At 70.5% G+C, this 17,156-nt stretch carries 16 protein-coding genes; 3 read left to right on the top strand and 13 right to left on the bottom strand.

Annotation, left to right across the window (positions count from 1 at the left end; translation table 11 throughout):
* Positions 1-102 precede the first annotated feature (102 nt).
* From BM430_RS16800 to BM430_RS16760, 8 genes are all read right to left on the bottom strand, one after another.
* Positions 103-504, bottom strand: coding sequence for a transposase (locus BM430_RS16800; RefSeq protein ID WP_177303081.1), 402 nt, complete (start codon positions 502-504; stop codon positions 103-105).
* Between the two features lie 1,117 nt (positions 505-1,621).
* Complete coding sequence (locus BM430_RS16790) at positions 1,622-2,572, bottom strand: class I SAM-dependent methyltransferase (RefSeq protein WP_093568389.1); 951 nt, start codon at positions 2,570-2,572, stop codon at positions 1,622-1,624.
* A gap of 8 nt (positions 2,573-2,580) precedes the next feature.
* Positions 2,581-3,129 carry an RBBP9/YdeN family alpha/beta hydrolase gene (locus BM430_RS16785; RefSeq protein WP_093568388.1) on the bottom strand — a complete coding sequence of 183 codons (549 nt, stop codon included), beginning with the start codon at positions 3,127-3,129 and terminating at the stop codon, positions 2,581-2,583.
* A gap of 41 nt (positions 3,130-3,170) precedes the next feature.
* Positions 3,171-4,262 carry an apurinic/apyrimidinic endonuclease family protein gene (locus BM430_RS16780; protein ID WP_093568387.1) on the bottom strand — a complete coding sequence of 364 codons (1,092 nt, stop codon included), beginning with the start codon at positions 4,260-4,262 and terminating at the stop codon, positions 3,171-3,173.
* A gap of 118 nt (positions 4,263-4,380) precedes the next feature.
* Positions 4,381-5,181 (bottom strand): hypothetical protein, encoded by an 801-nt coding sequence (locus BM430_RS16775; RefSeq protein ID WP_093568386.1) that lies wholly within the window; start codon positions 5,179-5,181, stop codon positions 4,381-4,383.
* A 108-nt stretch (positions 5,182-5,289) separates the two neighbouring features.
* On the bottom strand, positions 5,290-5,688 hold the full coding sequence (locus BM430_RS16770) for a DUF3618 domain-containing protein (RefSeq protein ID WP_093568385.1): 399 nt from the start codon (positions 5,686-5,688) through the stop codon (positions 5,290-5,292).
* On the bottom strand, positions 5,685-6,110 hold the full coding sequence (locus tag BM430_RS16765; protein WP_093568384.1) for a phage holin family protein: 426 nt from the start codon (positions 6,108-6,110) through the stop codon (positions 5,685-5,687). The genes BM430_RS16770 and BM430_RS16765 overlap by 4 nt, the downstream gene beginning before the upstream one ends.
* 14 nt (positions 6,111-6,124) lie before the next feature.
* Positions 6,125-6,751: a vWA domain-containing protein gene (locus BM430_RS16760; RefSeq protein ID WP_244539518.1), complete on the bottom strand. Its 627-nt coding sequence runs from the start codon at positions 6,749-6,751 to the stop codon at positions 6,125-6,127.
* A gap of 415 nt (positions 6,752-7,166) precedes the next feature.
* On the opposite strand from BM430_RS16760, the gene BM430_RS16755 reads away from it, so the two are divergent.
* Positions 7,167-8,585 (top strand): alpha,alpha-trehalose-phosphate synthase (UDP-forming), encoded by a 1,419-nt coding sequence (locus tag BM430_RS16755; RefSeq protein ID WP_093568457.1) that lies wholly within the window; start codon positions 7,167-7,169, stop codon positions 8,583-8,585.
* 631 nt (positions 8,586-9,216) lie between these two features.
* Here BM430_RS16755 and tyrS read toward each other — a convergent pair.
* Positions 9,217-10,491 carry a tyrosine--tRNA ligase gene (tyrS, locus tag BM430_RS16750; protein WP_093568383.1) on the bottom strand — a complete coding sequence of 425 codons (1,275 nt, stop codon included), beginning with the start codon at positions 10,489-10,491 and terminating at the stop codon, positions 9,217-9,219.
* 141 nt (positions 10,492-10,632) lie between these two features.
* Here tyrS and BM430_RS16745 point away from each other — a divergent pair, with 141 nt between their 5' ends.
* Positions 10,633-11,772 (top strand): anhydro-N-acetylmuramic acid kinase, encoded by a 1,140-nt coding sequence (locus BM430_RS16745; protein ID WP_177303080.1) that lies wholly within the window; start codon positions 10,633-10,635, stop codon positions 11,770-11,772.
* A 12-nt stretch (positions 11,773-11,784) separates the two neighbouring features.
* Here BM430_RS16745 and BM430_RS16740 read toward each other — a convergent pair whose 3' ends face one another.
* Complete coding sequence (locus BM430_RS16740; protein WP_093568382.1) at positions 11,785-12,729, bottom strand: glycosyltransferase family 2 protein; 945 nt, start codon at positions 12,727-12,729, stop codon at positions 11,785-11,787.
* A gap of 340 nt (positions 12,730-13,069) precedes the next feature.
* Here BM430_RS16740 and BM430_RS16735 point away from each other — a divergent pair, with 340 nt between their 5' ends.
* Positions 13,070-13,276, top strand: a complete 207-nt coding sequence (locus tag BM430_RS16735) for a hypothetical protein (RefSeq protein ID WP_093568381.1) — start codon at positions 13,070-13,072, stop codon at positions 13,274-13,276.
* A gap of 247 nt (positions 13,277-13,523) precedes the next feature.
* Here BM430_RS16735 and BM430_RS16730 read toward each other — a convergent pair whose 3' ends face one another.
* The 3 genes from BM430_RS16730 to BM430_RS16720 form a co-directional block, all read right to left on the bottom strand.
* Positions 13,524-14,546, bottom strand: a complete 1,023-nt coding sequence (locus BM430_RS16730; RefSeq protein ID WP_093568380.1) for a glycosyltransferase family 2 protein — start codon at positions 14,544-14,546, stop codon at positions 13,524-13,526.
* A gap of 327 nt (positions 14,547-14,873) precedes the next feature.
* On the bottom strand, positions 14,874-15,065 hold the full coding sequence (locus tag BM430_RS16725; RefSeq protein WP_093568379.1) for a hypothetical protein: 192 nt from the start codon (positions 15,063-15,065) through the stop codon (positions 14,874-14,876).
* Between the two features lie 434 nt (positions 15,066-15,499).
* Complete coding sequence (locus BM430_RS16720) at positions 15,500-16,975, bottom strand: methyl-accepting chemotaxis protein (RefSeq protein ID WP_093568378.1); 1,476 nt, start codon at positions 16,973-16,975, stop codon at positions 15,500-15,502.
* Between the last annotated feature and the right edge of the window lie 181 nt (positions 16,976-17,156).

Here is a 17,156-nt window from a genome sequence, read left to right as displayed (position 1 = left end):
CGGGATTCCGTGTCAGGCTTCCACCGGAGCGAGCCCACTCCGGGGCAGGGACCTGCTCCACAGGACCTGGCTCTCACATGAGGCCCGACGCGATGCGCGGCGTCAGGCCACCGCCGCCCGCTTCTGCAGGCTCAGCAGCATGTTGGCGATCTGGCGCACCTGCAATTCGCTGTCCTGCAGTTCCTTCTTGCGGGCGCCGCCATAGGCGAACTCGTCGTGATCGATGCCCGGGACCGGCAGGCCGGTCTCCTCGAAATGTTGCTCGAGGCGGGTGAGGAGCTGCCCCCAGACGCCGAGGCGCGACCAGCGGATGAAGGTCTGGGCTGCCATCCACCACGGGCCGTAATGGTCGGGAACGGCGCGCCAGTTGGTATCGTGCCAGTGGCGCCAGAGTATCGCTTCGATGGTCCGTTTGAGATCGTGAGGCTGCGTCTTGCCGCGAGGCCGGCAGCCTTCGAGCAAGGGCACGAGTACCGCCCACTGCGCCTCCGTCAGCATAAACATCCCCTCGCTCCTGGTTCCGCCAGGAATCATATTACCAAGGGTAATCTGCCACTTCAATCGGGCCGCCGACCTTCGGTCGAGTTTTGTCGACTCTCGGCAACATGGGAAGCGGCAAGGATCGTTTGTGTTCGAACATGCCCGCGGAGGGCCGTTGCATCATATTACTTTATAGAATAGATATTTCGGTATGTAACTACTTGTAAATCAACAAAGGGTTGGCCCAAGCATAGCGCGGATGGATATGCCTGCCGAGGAAGCCGATCGCGCCGCAAAGCTACCGCTGATGACGCCCTATCAGCGGTCGGCGCCGCTCCTGCGGGGCGGGTTTATTTTTTCAAAGCCGGCGAACGACGAAAGTTGCCGGCTCGTGGGGTTATGTTCTTACAGACAACTCTCGCCGCATCGCAGCATGCCGAACGCTTCGCAGCGTTTGTTAGATCTTGAAAGAGGCCGCGGCACAAACCATGCGACGTCTGACGATGCCTCGGGATCGCTGCAACGCGACATTCATCGCACGGTCGAGAGGCAGGAATGCAACGCAATCGCGAGGGAGCACACCGGCTCGACCCCGGCAGAGCGGTGCGGCCGAGCCAGAGAAGAACAGTGCCACTTGCGTCGCGCCCGGCCGATTGCTTCGGGTTGCCACGGCCTGATCGCTGTCGCGCCTCTGAAGTACGGTCCGACCAGACGGGCACCGCGTCGCCCAAGGAAACACCGCAACGATCAACCATCGGCGGCACCATTCGATCGCAGCGCGATCGGGGGGATCGCGTAGGGCGCGAATCACCCGTGTGCGGACCCGGCGCGATGCGGGTCGGCGCGGCGACGCGACGACCGCCGGCGCCCCGCTCAGAATCCGAAACGGCTGAGCCCGGGATGGTCGTCCGGCCGACCGCCCAGGGGCCGGTGGGAGCGGCTGTCGGCCTCCGCGACGGGCTGCTCGTCGAGCCTGGAATGGCGGATGCCCATCACGTCCTCTGCGAGGCGGACCTTGAGAGCAGCGCGCTCCTCGTCGAAGGGCGGCTGCGGCGGGCGGGACGCCGGCGTTTTCCTCGCTCGGAGGCTGCGGAGGGACGGAAGCGGCGCCGACAGGCGCCCCACGTCGATGCCGCGCGCGCTACTCCTTGTGCGCGAACAGGTAGGTGCCGCTCGCCAGCTCCATGTTCTTCTGATCTCCGAGCTGCGTCACGTAGGGCTCCTGGAGGAGCGAGAGCGGGTCGGCGGTGAAGTCGGAGAGGCGGCGCGACAGGAAGCGCTTGCGCACGTCCGGCGGCAGGCCGGCGGCCCAGGACTGGATGATCCAGGTCAGGCTCCAGATCGGCAATAGCGAGGCCGGGACGTATTGGTGGTCGATGGCGAGCTTGTCGGAGAACAGGTTGCGCAGGCCCTCGCCTGTCATGTTGTAGTAATGGTGCGGGTAGCCGTGCAGCGGCTGCAGGAACGGCACCGCGCAGACCAGCCGCCCGCCGGGCTTGAGCACCCGGGCGATCTCGCGGGCGCAGGCGAAGGGATCGCGGACGTGCTCCAGTACCGCGATCGAGATCACCCCGTCGAAGCTGGCATCGCGGAACGGCAGCACCTCGCCGATGCCGAGCACGTCGGTCGTGTCGTAATCGGCGATCTCGAGGTTGACGACGTTGGCGTAGTAGCGGTCGCGCCGGCCGGCGCCGCAATCGAGGATCAGGCCGTCGGGGTGAGCCGCGATCAGCTCCTGGACGTGGCCGTCATAGGCGTTCTGCGAGACGTTCGGGCTGTCCTCGGCGCCCGACAGGGCGCGCAGCTCGTCGCTCAGGTAGTCGTACTTCTCGCCGACGCGGCGATGGGACAGGTCGTCCCGCATCAGCGGCGCCAGCCGCGCGAGCTTGTCCGCCCGCATCGCGTCCAGCCCCTCGGGCAGGCGGCTCTGGCGCCGGCCCTGGCGAAGACCGTGACGCTCGAAATGCGCCCGGCCGCTGGCGAGCCGCCCCTCGCGCACGGCAAGGTGGAGGTCCGGGTTGGCCGCGAGGTAGTCGGCCTCGCGGAAGGTCGCCGCCGTCACCGGCTCGACCATGTCGAGATAGGATGCCACGGGCGGCTCTACAGGCCGCGCAGGAAGCCGGCGAAGCGCATCAGCCCCTCCGGCCAGGGCCCGTGCCCGCTCTCGGAATTCAGGTGTCCCGACTCGCCCGCATCGACGAGCTCGGCCCCCCAGGCGGCGGCGAAGTCTTCGGCGCGGTCGTACGCCGTGTAGGGGTCGGTGCGGCTCGTCACCAGGACCGACCGGAAGGGCAGGCGCGCGCGGGGGATCGGCGCGAAGGCGCGCAAACCCGCCGGCGTGTCCGGCCGCTCGACGTCCGGCAGCGCGACCAGGAAGGCGCCGGCGACGCTGCCCGGGGGCAGGTAGGGCGCCGCCTGCACGCAGGAGATCACGCCCAGGCTGTGGGCGACCAGCACCGCCGGCCGGCTCGCGGCCTGCACCGCCGCGATCACCGCGTCGCGCCAGGCCTCCGGCTCGGGGTGGTCCCAGCTCTCCTGGTGCACCCGGCGGGCGGTCGAGAGCCGCTCCTGCCAGCGGCTCTGCCAGTGGTCGGGCCCGGAATTGGTGTAGCCCGGGACGACGAGGATGTCGCAATCGGCCGATCTCATGCCGCACCGTTACAGCCGGGAGGCGAGGGCGTCGAGACCCCTTACTCCGCCGCGACCGCGGCCGGCGCCATGCCGAGGAGGCCGGGGCCGACATGCAGCGCCAGCCCGGTCGAGGCGAGGTTCTTGAGCTTGGCCTCGACCTCGATGTCGCACCAGGCGAGGTGGCGGGCGACCAGGTCGTTGAGCGCCCGGTTCCACATCATGTCGGAATGCGCGGCGAGGTCGCGGCCGTTGAGGCCCGCCCCGGTGAGCGCGGCGAAGTCCGGCAGGGCGTCGGCGTCGTGGCCGGGCAGCACGTCCTCGCGCGAGACGCTGACATGGCCGACCGGGCGCACCCCGCGCCAGGATTCGATCACCCGGGCGATGCGTGGATCGTCCGGCTCGATGTAGTCGCCGCGGCTCTGGATCCAGTGGTGGTGCAGGTCGAGCACCACCGGCACCCGGTCGGCGAGGCGCAGGACCTCGTCGAGGCCGAAGGCCGATTCGTCGTTCTCGACCGTGACGAGGTCGCGGGCGACCTGCGAGACGCGCGACAGGTTCTCGCGGAACGCGTCGACCCCGGGGTCGCGGGCGCCGACATGGATGTTGACGTGGGCGCCGTGCGGGTGCCAGCCGCCGCCATAGCCCATCATCGCCATCACCTCGGCGTGGTAGTCGAGCTCGGCGATGCCGTTTTCGAGCGCCGCCGGGTTGCGGCTCGCCAGGATGCAGAACGGGCCCGGATGCATGCTGAGCCGGACCCCGCCCGCCCGCGCCGCCTCGCCGACCGCCGCGAGCCCCGCCTCGATGGCGCGGCGGAAGTCCGGGTCGGCGTAGAGGTCGCGCACCTCCGGGTGGGTGTAGCCCGGCAGGATCGAGCTCGCGAGGCGGAGCAGCCGCTCCAGCGGCGGCCGCGCCGCCACCCAGGCGACCTGGCGCCCCATCGCCGCGAGGTTGTGCGTCACCACCGCGACGAGCTTCTCGCGCGCCGCGGAAGGATCGAGCTTGCGCAGATGCGCGATCGTCACCGTGGTGACGTTCATCACCATCGCGGCGTCCTTCGCCGCCTTCAGGGTCTTGTGCCGGCCGGGCGGCTCGTCCGGAATGAACTTGCAGCAGAAGCCGAGGCGGGGGGAGGAAGCGGCGGAGATCATGGCCGACAACGCGGCGCGAGCCGGCGCGGGTCCACGCGATACCGATGGGACGTAGGGGACCACCCAAGAAAAAGGCCGGCCCCGAGGGGCCGGCCCGTCGCGTCCGGTCGTGCCGGGATCAGTGCGTCTGCCGGCCCGGCTCGCCGGTCCCGGTCGGGTTCTGGCCCGGCTGGTTCTTGCGCAGCTCGTCCGAGGCGGCGTTGGCGGCCGCGACCGCGGCGTCCTGGGCCTGGTCGAGGGCGGTCTCGACGAACTGGCGGCCGCGCTCGGTCGCCTCGCGGGCGTAGCGCAGGCCCTGGTCGCGGACCTCGTCGGCGTAGGGGCCGACCGTCCGGTCCTCCTGGCGGGTGCGCGGCAGCAGCGCGCCCAGCAGCATGCCGGCGGCGAGGCCGACGACGCCGACCAGCACCGGGTTCTCGGTGACGAAGCGCTCGACGGCGTTCTGGCCCTGCGCCAGCCGCTCGCTGCCGCGGTCGCGCAGGTCGGCGTAGCGCTGCGAGCCGGTCTCGATCCGGTCGCTGGCCCAGTCGCGGGCGCGGTCCAGGGTCTCCGCGCTGCGGCCGCCGACGGCGCCGTAGGCCTGGCTCGCCTGGGCGTAGGCGCGGTCGACCGCCTCGTTGGCGCCCTGCCGCAGCCGGTCGGCCGCAGCGTCGGCCTTGGCGCGCAGCTGGTCGGCGGTCTGGCTGATCCGCTCGCCGATAACCGAGGCGGTGTCGCTCACGCGCTCGGAGGCCCCGGCGGCAGCGTCCTTCAGGGTGTCCTTCACCGTGTGGCCGGCGTCGTGCGCCGCGGATTGCGCGGCGTCGAGGTTCTGGCGGACGGTGTCGTGGTCCTGGTGCAGGTTGCGCTCGGGCCCGGTGGCGGGGGTGTGGGCCGAGGGCGCGCCCGGATTGGCCGGGTTGATGGTGTGCTCTGCCATGACTCGGATACTCCCTGGCAGGCCTGGCGACGGCGGGGCTTGAGCCGTCGGAGCCTGCGACCAATCGAAGGTTCGAGAGGGGCGCCGGCCCCTGGGACCGGCGCCGCCTTACATCCGCATGCCGCTGGCGACGCGGTCTGCGGCCGGGTGGGCGGTCGGCCGGTCGGGGTCGTAGACCCGGGCGGTCCCGGTGTTCAGCACCGGCACGGCCTCCGCCCCGTTCATCGTGGCGTCGAGGTGCTGACGGCGCTGCGTATCCCGGGCGACGCGGTGGATCAGCCAGCCCACCCCGGCGACGATCAGCATGACCGGGACGGGGTTGCGCCGCACCGCCGCCAGCGCCCCGTCGTAGAGGCCGCTCATCGACGGGTTCTGGCGCACCGTGCCGAGCATCTCGTCGACGATGCTGGCCGGCGAGAGCCGGCCCTGGATCTGGTCGATGGTCCGGTCGAGCCGGGCCCGGGTCTCCTCGATGTCGTGCTCGAGCTCGTTGATCGACTGGGTCATCCCGACACCCTCTCGGACAGGACCCTCGCATCCTGGCGCACCTGGCGCGTCGTGCGGGTCGGCGTCAGCGTGGACAGGGACATGGCGCTGCGACCCCACAGGGCGAGCCCGATGCCGATGGCCAGGAACACCGCCCCGACGATCAGGGCGGCGAGCGCCTCGGACTGCACCACCGTGGCGAGCCATTTCACCAGGGCGTCGGTGAGCACCAGGAGGGCGACGACGGCGAAGACCGCCGCCCCCACCATCATGCCGAGCCCGAGGAACAGCGACCTCAGGTTGTTCGACATCTCGGTGCGGAAGAGGGCGATCTCCTTGCGGGCGAGGTCGGTGGTCTCGCGCAGGGCATCGCCGAGGAGCCCCTGGATGCTCCCGGGGGCTCCGGTGCCGCCGATCGGGCGGCCGTCAGTGGAATCGGCCATCGCGGCTCCTCCCGTCAGGCGGAGTAGCGCGGGCCGGACGCGCCGGTCCGGTAGGGATCGGGCCGGGCGGTCTCCGGCTCGCTGTGGGCGCCCGGCACGTCCCGGTGGCGCGCGGCGTAGGGATCGTAGGAGGTGCCGCGCGCCCGGTCCGCTCCGATTTCGGGTCCGCGCGCGAAGGCCTCGCGGCCGTCGAGGACGTGGGCCGGGTGGGCCGAGGCGCGGATGAATCGGGCGGCGAGGAAGCCGGTCAGGAAGGTCGCCACCGCGACGGCCGCCGGCCGGCGCCGGGCGACCGACTCGATCTCGCCGTAGAAATCCTCGAAGCTGCGCTCGCGGATCGAGCCGGAGAGCTGCTCCAGGCCGTCGGCGGCGCTGTCGAAGAACGCCTTCACGTTCGGCTGCTGGTCGAGCTTGCCGCCGGAATCGCGTAGGGCCTGGGCGAGGTCGGAGACCGACTGGGCGGCGTCGCCCTTGCGCCGGTCGACGTAGCCGTGGACCTGCTCGCGCGCCGACTCGACCAGGCTGAAGCCGCGCTCCATCGCGACGTCGCCGAGCTGGCGCACGTCCGACCGCAGGTTGTTCCAATCCGCCGGGCGCTCCTCACCGGTCCGGTGCTGTCCGTTCTCGTAACCCGCGCTCATCAGGCAACTCCGTTCTCGGTGGCGCGGCCGGCAGGCCGGACCGGCCACCGCGCCGACCACATGCGACGATATTGCGGGTAACAGCAGCCAAGGCGCCCGGTTCCGGCCTCATCCAAGGAGGAATCGCGGCGGGATTCCTGTGGAGCGCCGGGCACAGCCCGGACGGGTACGAACCCCGCCCGATTCGCCGAAAGGGTTGACCATTTCGTGCGGATCGCGCTTGCTGCCGGTGCGTTTCGTCTCCCGGGGGCGGATGGACGAAGGCGACGTTCCCGCCCCACCGGGCCTCCCTCCGACCGGCACGCGGTCGGAAAGGGGGTCAGGGTCTACAATTTTGCCGCATTTCCTCGACGAACAAGGTGCCCACGTCGTCGGAAAATGCTCTAGGTCCGTGCAGCCGGAGTCCATGCCCGCCGTGTCACGCCTCATCATCGTGTCGAATCGCGTCGCCGTCCCGGAATCGGGCTCCAAGGCGGTCGCGGCCGGCGGGCTCGCCGTCGCCCTCAAGGAGGCGTTCACCGCCTACAAGGGGCTGTGGTTCGGCTGGAGCGGCAAGATCACCGACAACCCGTCCTCCGAGCCGGTCATCGCCGACCGGGGGAGGGTGCAGTATGCGGTGATGGATCTCTCGCCCCAGGACCACCGCGAGTATTACAGCGGCTTCGCCAACCGGGCGCTCTGGCCGATCATGCATTACCGCCTCGGCCTGGCGGCGTTCTCCCGGGCCGACTATGCCGGCTACCAGCGCGTCAACCGGATCTTCGCCCAGGCGCTCGCCGGGCTGATCGAGCCCGGCGACCTGATCTGGGTCCACGACTACCACCTGATCCCGCTCGCCTCCGAGCTCCGGGGCCTCGGGGTCTCGAACCCGATCGGCTATTTCCACCACATCCCGTGGCCGTCGGGCGAGGTGTTCAACACCCTGCCGGCCTCGACCGAGCTCCTGCGCGCGGTCTCCGACTACGACCTGATCGGCCTCCAGACCGACAGCGACGTCCACAACCTGTCGCGCAACCTCGTCGACGAGCTGCGGGCGATCCCCCTCGGCGGCGGCTCGCTGATGGTCGACGGGCGCCGCACCCGCATCCGCAGCTTCCCGATCGGCATCGACGTCGACGGCTTCCGCCAGGCGGCCGAGCGCGCCGGCATGAACCGCACCGTGCGCGACACGGTGGCGGGCCTGCGCACCCGCAAGCTCCTCATCGGCGTCGACCGGCTCGACTACTCGAAGGGCGTGCCCGAGCGCATGGAGGCGGTCGAGCGCTTCTTCGCCTCGAATCCCGACCAGCGCGGCAACGTCGTCTTCTTGCAGATCGCCCCGAAGTCGCGCACCGAGGTGCCGGAATACGAGCAGCTCAGTCGCGACGTGAACGAGGTGCTCGGCAACATCAACGGGTCGCTGGGCGAGCCGTCCTGGACGCCGATCCAGTACGTCACCAAGGCCTATCCCCGCGCCGTGCTGGCCGGGCTCTACCGCGCGGCGCGGGTCGGCGTCGTCACGCCGATGCGCGACGGCATGAACCTCGTCGCCAAGGAATACGTCGCCGCCCAGAGCGAGGACGATCCGGGCGTGCTGGTCCTGTCGAAATTCGCCGGCGCGGCCCGGCAGCTGCCCGAGGCTTTGCTGGTCAATCCCTACGACCGGTTCGAGGTGGCGGAAGCGATCCGCGCCGCCCTCTACATGCCCAAGGCCGAGCGCGTCGAGCGCTGGAAGCCGATGTTCGAGCGCATGGCGCGCGAGGACGTGGATTGGTGGGCGAGGAGCTATCTCGGCGAGCTGGAGGGTTTCCGCACGGTCGAGCGCGAGCCGCCGGCGGCGGCGGAGGCGCGGTAGAGAATTCGGCTCATGGGGGTCGTGCGCGTGAACCCGCACCCTCTACGCAGGTCTGTCCGGGGAAGTCAGGAGGCATGCCCGTGTCTCCTGCGACGCTTGGTCGATGGGTGTCCTGGATCGAGCAAGGCGCGGACCTCGGCCCTTGTCTGCGGCTCGAACAAGCCCTGTCGCAGCAGGTCGACCAGGCGCTGGATCGGAACGCGGTCAGTGGCGGCGCAGCTGCGAGAAGGTGATCATCGCCGCGACCAGTTGCCGGCGCACAGCCTCCACGCTGCTGCCCAGGAAGCGACGGATCGCCAGGTGCCGCTTGACTCGGCGAAGATCAGCGCCAGCGGGTGATCCCAGGGGAAGAAGCACTTGGCGTCGGCGTCGGCGCCAGGGCGGGCGGCCCTCCGGGCATCTGCTGGCGATCGAGCCCTTCCAGCACCTGGGCGAAGCGGGTATCGCTGGGGTACATGTCCTGCCTGGATGTTCGTGTCTCGACAACCGGACGCTTCCCGGATCACCTCCGGCGTGGCAGGGCATGCACCCACAGCAGATTGTTCCCCGGACGGCCCTGCGCCCGTGGAGAGAGGAACACCCGCGCCTTCTCTCGATATTCTTGGGCCTGTGCGGGGATCCCGGCGCTGCCCTACACCACTCGCAACAGCACGTGCTTCTTGCGCCCGAAGGACAGCTTCACCACGCCCTCCGGGGTGACGTCGCCGGCGCCGATCACCGCGCGCTCGTCGGTGACGGGCGCGTCGTTGACCTTGAGCCCGCCGCTCTTCACCTGCCGCCGGGCCTCGCTGGTCGAGGGCACCAGCGCCGCGTGATCCGGCCCGAAGGCCGAGAGCACGCCGAGCCCCGCCTCGATCGCCGCGCGCGACACCTCGACGGTGGGCAGGCTCTGCGCCAGCGCCCCCTCCTCGAAGGTGCGCCGCGCCGTCTCGGCGGCTCCTTCCGCCGCCTCGCGGCCGTGCAGCAGGGCGCAGGCCTCGGTGGCGAGCACCTTCTTGGCCTCGTTGATCTCCTGGCCGCCGAGGCCCTCGAGCCGCGCCACCTCGTCGAGGGGCATCAGGGTGAACAGGCGCAGGAAGCGGCCGACATCCGCGTCCTCGGTGTTGCGCCAGAACTGCCAGTAATCGTACGGGCTCAGCATGTCCGGGTTGAGCCAGACCGCGCCGGACGCCGTCTTGCCCATCTTGGCGCCGGACGCCGTGGTCATCAGCGGGCAGGTCAGGGCGTGGAGCTGGGGCGTGCCGAGGCGCCGGCCGAGGTCGATGCCGGTGACGATGTTGCCCCACTGGTCCGAGCCGCCCATCTGCAGCGTCACGCCGTAGCGGCGGTTCAGCTCGACGAAGTCGTAGGCCTGCAGGATCATGTAGTTGAATTCCAGGAACGACAGCTCCTGGTCGCGCTCCAGCCGCAGCCGCACGCTGTCCATCGACAGCATCCGATTGACCGAGAAGTGCCGGCCGATCTCGCGCAGCATCTCGATGTAGTTGAGCGTCGTCAGCCACTCGGCGTTGTCGGCCATGAGCGCGGCGTTGGACGCGGCCTTGAAATCGAGGAAGCGCGAGAAGGTCTTGCCGATCTCGGTCTTGTTGGCCTCGATCTGGTCGAGGGTCAGGATCTTGCGGCTCTCGTCGCGGCCCGACGGATCGCCGACCCGCGTGGTGCCGCCGCCCATCAGCGCCACCGGCTTGCCGCCGGTCGCCTGGAGCCAGTGCAGCATCATGATCGAGAGCAGGTGGCCGATATGCAGCGACGGCGCCGTGCAATCGTAGCCGACATAGGCCGTCAGCCGGCCCTCGCGGGCGGCCTCGTCCACGCCCGCGAAATCGGAGCATTGGTGGACGTAGCCGCGCTCCAGGAGGACGCGGAGGAAGTCGGAACGCGGCGCGAAGTCGGTGGGCGCGGCCATGGAACTCTCGATCGGTCTCGTGATGGCAATCTGCCTGGGGCGGCGGCGCGACAGCGCGGCGCCGCCATGCTAGCTCCGTCGGATTCGGAACGGGTCGGTCCATAGCAAAGCCGGCCCCGAAAGGCACGGGGGCTAATCGGAATGGCGATGCGGCGCGCGATCGGGCTGATGAGCGGCACCTCCCTCGACGGCGTCGACGTCGCGCTGATCGAGACCGACGGCGAGACGATCCGGGTCGAGCGCAGCCACAACGGCTACCTCGAACCGCTGGGGCCGACGGGCTACCGCGCCTATTCCGACGACGACCGGGCGCTGCTGCGCCAGGCGCTCATCGACGCCGAGGCCGTGACCGAGCGCAGCGAGCGCCCGGGCTGCCTGGGACAGGCCGAGGACCTGGTGACGCGCCTCCACGCCGAGGCAGTCGAGAACTTCTTGGCCGAGAACGGCTTGAGCGCCGCCGACATCGACGTGATCGGCTTCCACGGCCAGACCGTGGTGCACCGGCCCGACCAGAAGATGAGCGTGCAGATCGGCGACGGCCAGGCGCTGAGCCGCCGCCTCGGCATCAAGGTCGTGTCGGACCTGCGCAACGCCGACATCGAGGCGGGCGGGCAGGGGGCGCCGCTGGTGCCGGTCTTCCACCGTGCGCTCGCCCAGGCCTCGGGCTTCGCCGACAGCCTCGGCATCCTCAATATCGGAGGGGTCGCCAACGCCACCCTGATCGCCCGCGACGGGAAAATCCTCGCCTTCGATACCGGCCCCGGCAACGCGCTCATCGACGACTGGATGCGCGAGCGCACCGGCCACGCGCTGGACGACAACGGCCGCACGGCGGCTCGCGGCCGGCCCGACGAGCCGCTGCTGGCCTGGCTCTTGATCCACCCGTTCTTCTCGCGCCGGCCGCCGAAGTCGCTCGACCGGAACTGGTTCTCGCACAAGCTCGCCGGCCAGCTCTCGACCGAGGACGGCGCCGCGACGCTCACCGCCTTCACCGCCCGGGCGGTCGCCCGCGCCCTCGACCACGCCTCCGACCCGCCGACCCGCTGGATCGTCGCCGGCGGCGGGGCCCGCAACGGCGAGTTGCTGCGCCAGCTCAACTATTACCTGCGTGCCGAGATCACGACGGCGGACGCGATCGGCTGGTCTTCCGCCTTCCTGGAAGCCCAGGCCTTCGCCTACCTCGCGGTGCGCTCGGTGGAGGGTCTGCCGATCACCTTCCCGTCGACGACCGGCGTGAGCCAGGCGATCACCGGCGGGGTGCTGGCGCGGCCGGAGGGGTAGGGGAGCCCGCCCTCAACGCGACGGCACCCATTGCCGCGACAGCGCGTAGAGCCGGTGCCCGAACGACCACGTGCGCAGGAAGCGACGGGCGTAGCGCAGAGGATCGTCGGCGAGGCGGCAATGGCGCCGTAAGGTGTCGCGCGCGGCGTCCGCATCGCCGCTGTCGAGGAGCTGGCGGGCGTATTCGAGCATCAGGAAGTTGCGGTAGCGCCCGGCGGAGCGCACGAGGTGGCGCGGCACCGTGCCGTGGCGCAGGAGCGCGGTGAGCGTCCGGTCGAAGGGCGGCGGCAGCGGGCGGCGGCGCATCTGCCCGGCGAGCGCGCTGGTCGGATGGCCGTCGCGGTACACCGCCGTCGGCTCGGCGACGTAGCGGAACGGGCCCTCGAAGGCGAGGCGGCACCAGGTGTCGGTGTCCTCGCCCATCACGGCGCCGACTGGAAACAGGCCGGCCCGGATCAGCGCGGCCCGCTCCACCAGGAGGCTGCTCGGATGCACCGCGTAGGGGTAGGTCGCGAGCACGAAGGCGAAGGGATCGTCGACGCGCTGGTCGGGCACATCGGCCTTCATCACCGGCGCGGAGCGGCTGGCCAGCAGGTGGTTGGCGAAGACCGCCACCGCATCCCCCCGGGAGGCCGCCGCCATCAGGTTCTCGAGGTGCCGGCCGGCCCAGAGGTCGTCGGCGTCGAGGAAGGCGATCCAGTCGCCCCGGGCCGCGGCGACGCCCCGGTTGCGCGCCGCCGACGCGCCGCCATTGGCCTGGCGGATCAGGCGGATCCGGCTGTCCGTGAACGCCGCGACGACGTCGCCGCCGCCATCGGTCGAGCCGTCGTCGACGACGATCAGCTCGAATAGCGGGTAGGTCTGCCGGAGCACCGCCTCGATCGTCTGGCCGATCACGTCCGCCTTCTGGAACAGCGGGATCACCACGGAGACGGCGGGAAGAGGGTAGGAGGCCATGGGCGGGAGTCCCGGCTGGGGCGCGGGAGGCCGCGCCGTGTCCGGCTCCTGATTAGCAGGCGGGCTCCCGCCAGAGAGCCGCGCCTTCCGGCCACCGGCCACCGGCCGTCAGGGGAAGAGGAGCTACGGCGAAGGGTGGAGGCGGCACCGGCCGCGACTCGCCCGGCGAGTCCCATCACGGAGGGCGGCCTATCGACGTCGGACCGCCGCGCCGGCCTTCAAGATCGACGCCCGCGCGTTGGGATTCTGGGACAAGAGATTGGGACGCAGCGGCGTTTCCCGGGTCCGGCATCCATGTTTGAACTAACGCCGTCGCCCACCCTGCAACGGCACACGGACTATGTCGAAGAGAAGCGTCTCCCCGATCCCGGCTTGGCTGCGCCGTCGCGGCTATTCCCCGCGCGCGAAGCTGGCGATCGCCTCCGCGGTCGAGCGCTCGGCCCGCCGGCGCGACGCCGCCGCGGAGCCGGAGAGCCGCTGCCAGATCATTCCCTTCCCCATCCGCACGCGGCCGCCGGTCCGGCGCGACGCGCTCGGCGCTGCGTGAGGCGGACAGGTCGGGGTTTTTCGCGCCCGGGATCCGTCGCGATGCCGTCCGGCTCTTGAAGCCCTCGGCGTCCGTCCGGGCTCCGCTGCGCGGCCCCGGACGGACGCTGTGGGTTTAAAATCGGTCGAGAATGATCAGGCCGGCTTCGGAAACTCGGCGGTCCGGATTCCAGGCTCCGTCTCCAAAGACCCGGACCAACGCCGCGGACGGGAAAACCCCGTCCAAGCGGCCACCCGCCGCGCCCGCCCTACACAGCGTCCGGACGCTCGATCGGGGCGACGAAGCGCCCGAGCGACAGGCCGAGCCGCTTCGTGACGACCGGGCGCACAGCCTGCCAGGCGCGCGGGCCCATCGCCAGCTTGGCGGCCTGCAGCCACCACAGCCGGGTGCGGCGGACCGCCGGGCTGAGGCCGGCGGCATGTGCCATCATGTGGCGGGCGCCCGCGGCGTCGCCCCGGTCAAAGGGCTGGCTGGCGTGCCGCACCGCCGCCATGGCGAGCCCGAGGCGCATCGGCGCCTCCATGTCGGCGACCCGCGCGGCCTCGGGATAGCCGAAGACGGTGTCGAACATCAGCTTGCGCTGGTCGATGTCGCGCAGCATCTGCTCGTAGTAGAACGACGACATGTTGCTGCCGTGCTGGCGCCAGACGCCCTGCGGCCGGTCGATCCGGGCGACCGAACCGTGCAGGGCGAGCCGCAGCCACATCTCCTGGTCGCCCGAATGGGTCAGCTCCGCCTTGTAGCCGCCGACCCGGTGCTGGATCGCGGTGCGCACCACGGCGGTCGAGGTGTGGATCGGGTTGATGAAGCGGTTGAGCGCGAAGAACTGCCGCGTGTCGTAGACCGTGTGGGCGGCCTCGCGATCGGCCGGCGGCATCTCCGGGCGGGGCTTGTCCTCCTCGACGCTGAGATAGGGGCCGTAGACCAGGCTCAGCTCCGGCCGCGCCTGCATCAGGTGCGCGGCCCGCGACAAGGCCCCGGGCGTGACGAAATCGTCCGCCGAGAGCAGGAGCAGACACTCCGCCCGCGCCCAGGCCAGGCCCTCGTTGTAGGTCGCGATGTGGCCGTGGTTGGTCGCGTGCCGGACGTATTCCACCCGGGAATCGGCCCGGCACAGGGCGCTCGCCACCTCGGGCGTGTGGTCGGGCGAGGCGTCGTCGAGGATCAGGACGCGGACGTCGCAATCCTCGGTGGCGAGGACGCTGCCGACGCTCTCGGCGAGGAAATCCGCGTAGCGATAGCAGGGAATGATGACGTCGACGCTCGGCATGTCCGACCCTTCGGCATGGCCGACCCTGGCTGGCCGGTCCCGGTTGCACGTCTCGGCTGCGCGCGTGTCGCGGGAGGTCAGCCGGCGCGGGGCGACCGCACCCTGCGGTCCTCCACGCTGCAGTGTCTCTCGCGAGACTCCCGGTCGCCGGCGTCGCGCGCTGTGGCGGCGTCGGTGCGGCGGGAGTCTCGTGAGGTGCACTCAGCCGTCATCAGACCATGGGTCGGGGGCGGAGCAACCTTGTCGAGTCGGAGGAGCCCGACCGCATTTCGGGGGCGGCGCTTACGCCGATCGGCGGGTCCGGTCGGATGGTCCGCCCTCGTCCCCTCACCGGCCCGGATGCACGAATAGGTCGTCGAACTCGCCGGGCTCGTAGTGGCGGCCGGTGATGTCGGTGATCACGATCCACTCGTGGCCGTCCGCCGCGAGTTCGTCCGCCTTCTCCAAGGCCGCCTCCGGTGAGGAGCGCTGGTACGAAAGGTGCCCGTCCGGGGTGTGGGCCGTCACGACGAGATGCATGGCTCTCCTTGCTTGCGCGAACACCCATACTACAGGAACATGCCTCGCGGGGCGAGTCGGGCCGTCCGCGCGCGCGAGGCGGGTCGGGTGGGCCCGCGTGAGGCCGCCGTGTCGCCCGTGGCGACCGGATCGCGGCCGAGCGTCCTGCCCCACCGTCACGGAGCGGCCTCACTCCGGCGCTAGCACGGCCGGACCGTCGCCGCTCCCCTGGAGGCCCGAAGATGCCCGTCCTGTTCGCCGCAGCCTCGTGCCTCGCCCTCGGGATCGCCCTGGTGGTGCTCCTCGGGCTCAGCGCCTGAGCGAAGTCATACGAAATCCGATTGATTGCTTCAGGCGATCCCGTCGGATCGCTTTCGCAATGCGGATTTCGGCTTCGCTCAGTCGCCGCGCGGGCTGGTGATACGAATTCCGGAAGGGATCTTCCGGAATTCGTATCAGAGCAGCGCCCGCGCCGCCTGGGACACCTTGCGGATCGAGCCGTCGACCTCGTCGGCCGAACCCGTGATCCGCTCCATGTTCCGCCGCACCGAGGCGATGCTGTGGGCGGCGTTCTGCATGTTGGCCGACATGTCGCGGGTCACCGCGGCCTGCTGGGTGATGGCGGTCGAGACCCCGACCGAGATCTCGCTGACGGTGCCGATCGCCGTGACGATCGCCGCGATCGCCGTGACCGCCTCGGAGGTCGCGCCCTGCACGGCGTCGATCTGCGTGCCGATCTCCTGCGTCGCCCGGGCCGACTGGCCGGCCAGCGCCTTGACCTCGGCGGCGACCACCGCGAAGCCGCGCCCGGCCTGACCGGCCCGGGCCGCCTCGATGGTGGCGTTGAGCGCGAGGAGGTTGGTCTGGTCGGCGATGGAGCGGATCAGCGACACCGCCTCGCCGATCCGGTCGGCGGCCTGGGTCAGGCTCGCCACGATGCCGCCCGCATCCTGCGCCTTCCGCACCGCCGCGTCGGAGGCGGCGCGGGCATCCTCGGCGTGGCGGCTGAGCTCGGCGATCGAGGCGGCGAATTCCTCGGTGCCGGCGGCCACCGCCTCGACGTTGCCGGAGGTCTGGGCCGTCTGCTCGCTGGTGGCGCGGGCCTGGGCCGAGACCTCCGAGACCGCGACCGTGATCGCCGCGATGTCCGCCTCGATCGTCCGCTGGCCGACGCTCCGGCGCTGGCGGTCGAGCACCTGCTGGGTGATGTCGGTGGCGAACTTCACCACCGCGCAGGGCTTGCCGTCGAGGCCGAGCACCGGGTGGTAGGCGCCGAAGATCCACACGTCGCGGCCGCCCTTGGCGACGCGGTGGAACTCGCCGGCCTGATGGCGGCCGGCGGCCAGCCCCCGCCAGAACGCCGCGTAAGCAGCGCTCGTCCGCTCGGCCTCGGCGACGAACAGGCCGTGATGGCGCCCCACCACCTCGTCCTGGGCATATCCCATCGCGTCGAGGAAGATGGCGTTGGCCTCGGTGATGATCCCGTCGGGCGTGAAGTGGATCACCGCCTGCGAGCGGTCGAGGGCCTCGATCTGTCCGAGCAGGTAGGCGTCGCGCTCCTTGCGGGCGGTGATGTCGGAGGCGAGCTTCACGATCCGCACCACGCGGCCGCGCCGGTCGAGCACCGGATTGTAGGAGGCCTGGATCCAGATCGAGCGCCCGTCCTTGGCGATCCGGCGGAATTCCCTTGTCTCGAACCGGCCCTCCCGCAGGCCTTGCCAGAACGCCGCGTAGTCCGGGCCGTCGCGCTCGCCCGGCGGCATCAGCAGGCTGTGATGCCGGCCCTGGAGCTCGGCCAGGGTGTAGCCGGTCAGTTCCAGGAAGCAGGCATTCGCGTCCAGGATCATCCCGGCCGGGTCGAACTCGATCCGGCCCTGCGACCGGTCGACGGCCGCGAGCAGGGCGGCATGGCTCGATTGGAGGAAGGACAAGGGGTCGGTCTCTCGCAGCACGTACCGGAGACCGTGCTCCCGAATTCTTATTCAATAATGAAGAAAAACGGCATTTTTCTTAAAGATATGATGTGAAAATAAGCCTACTTCCTAGCGGAATTTTTGATCGATGCAAAGACTAACGAAGCAAGACCATCTGTCGTTTCGGGGTATTGTCACA

It is taken from the genome of Methylobacterium sp. 174MFSha1.1, assembly GCF_900116815.1.
In the GTDB taxonomy this organism is placed as follows: domain Bacteria; phylum Pseudomonadota; class Alphaproteobacteria; order Rhizobiales; family Beijerinckiaceae; genus Methylobacterium.
Note: the sequence above shows the minus strand (reverse complement) of the source record. Positions and strands in the feature narration are given on the sequence as shown.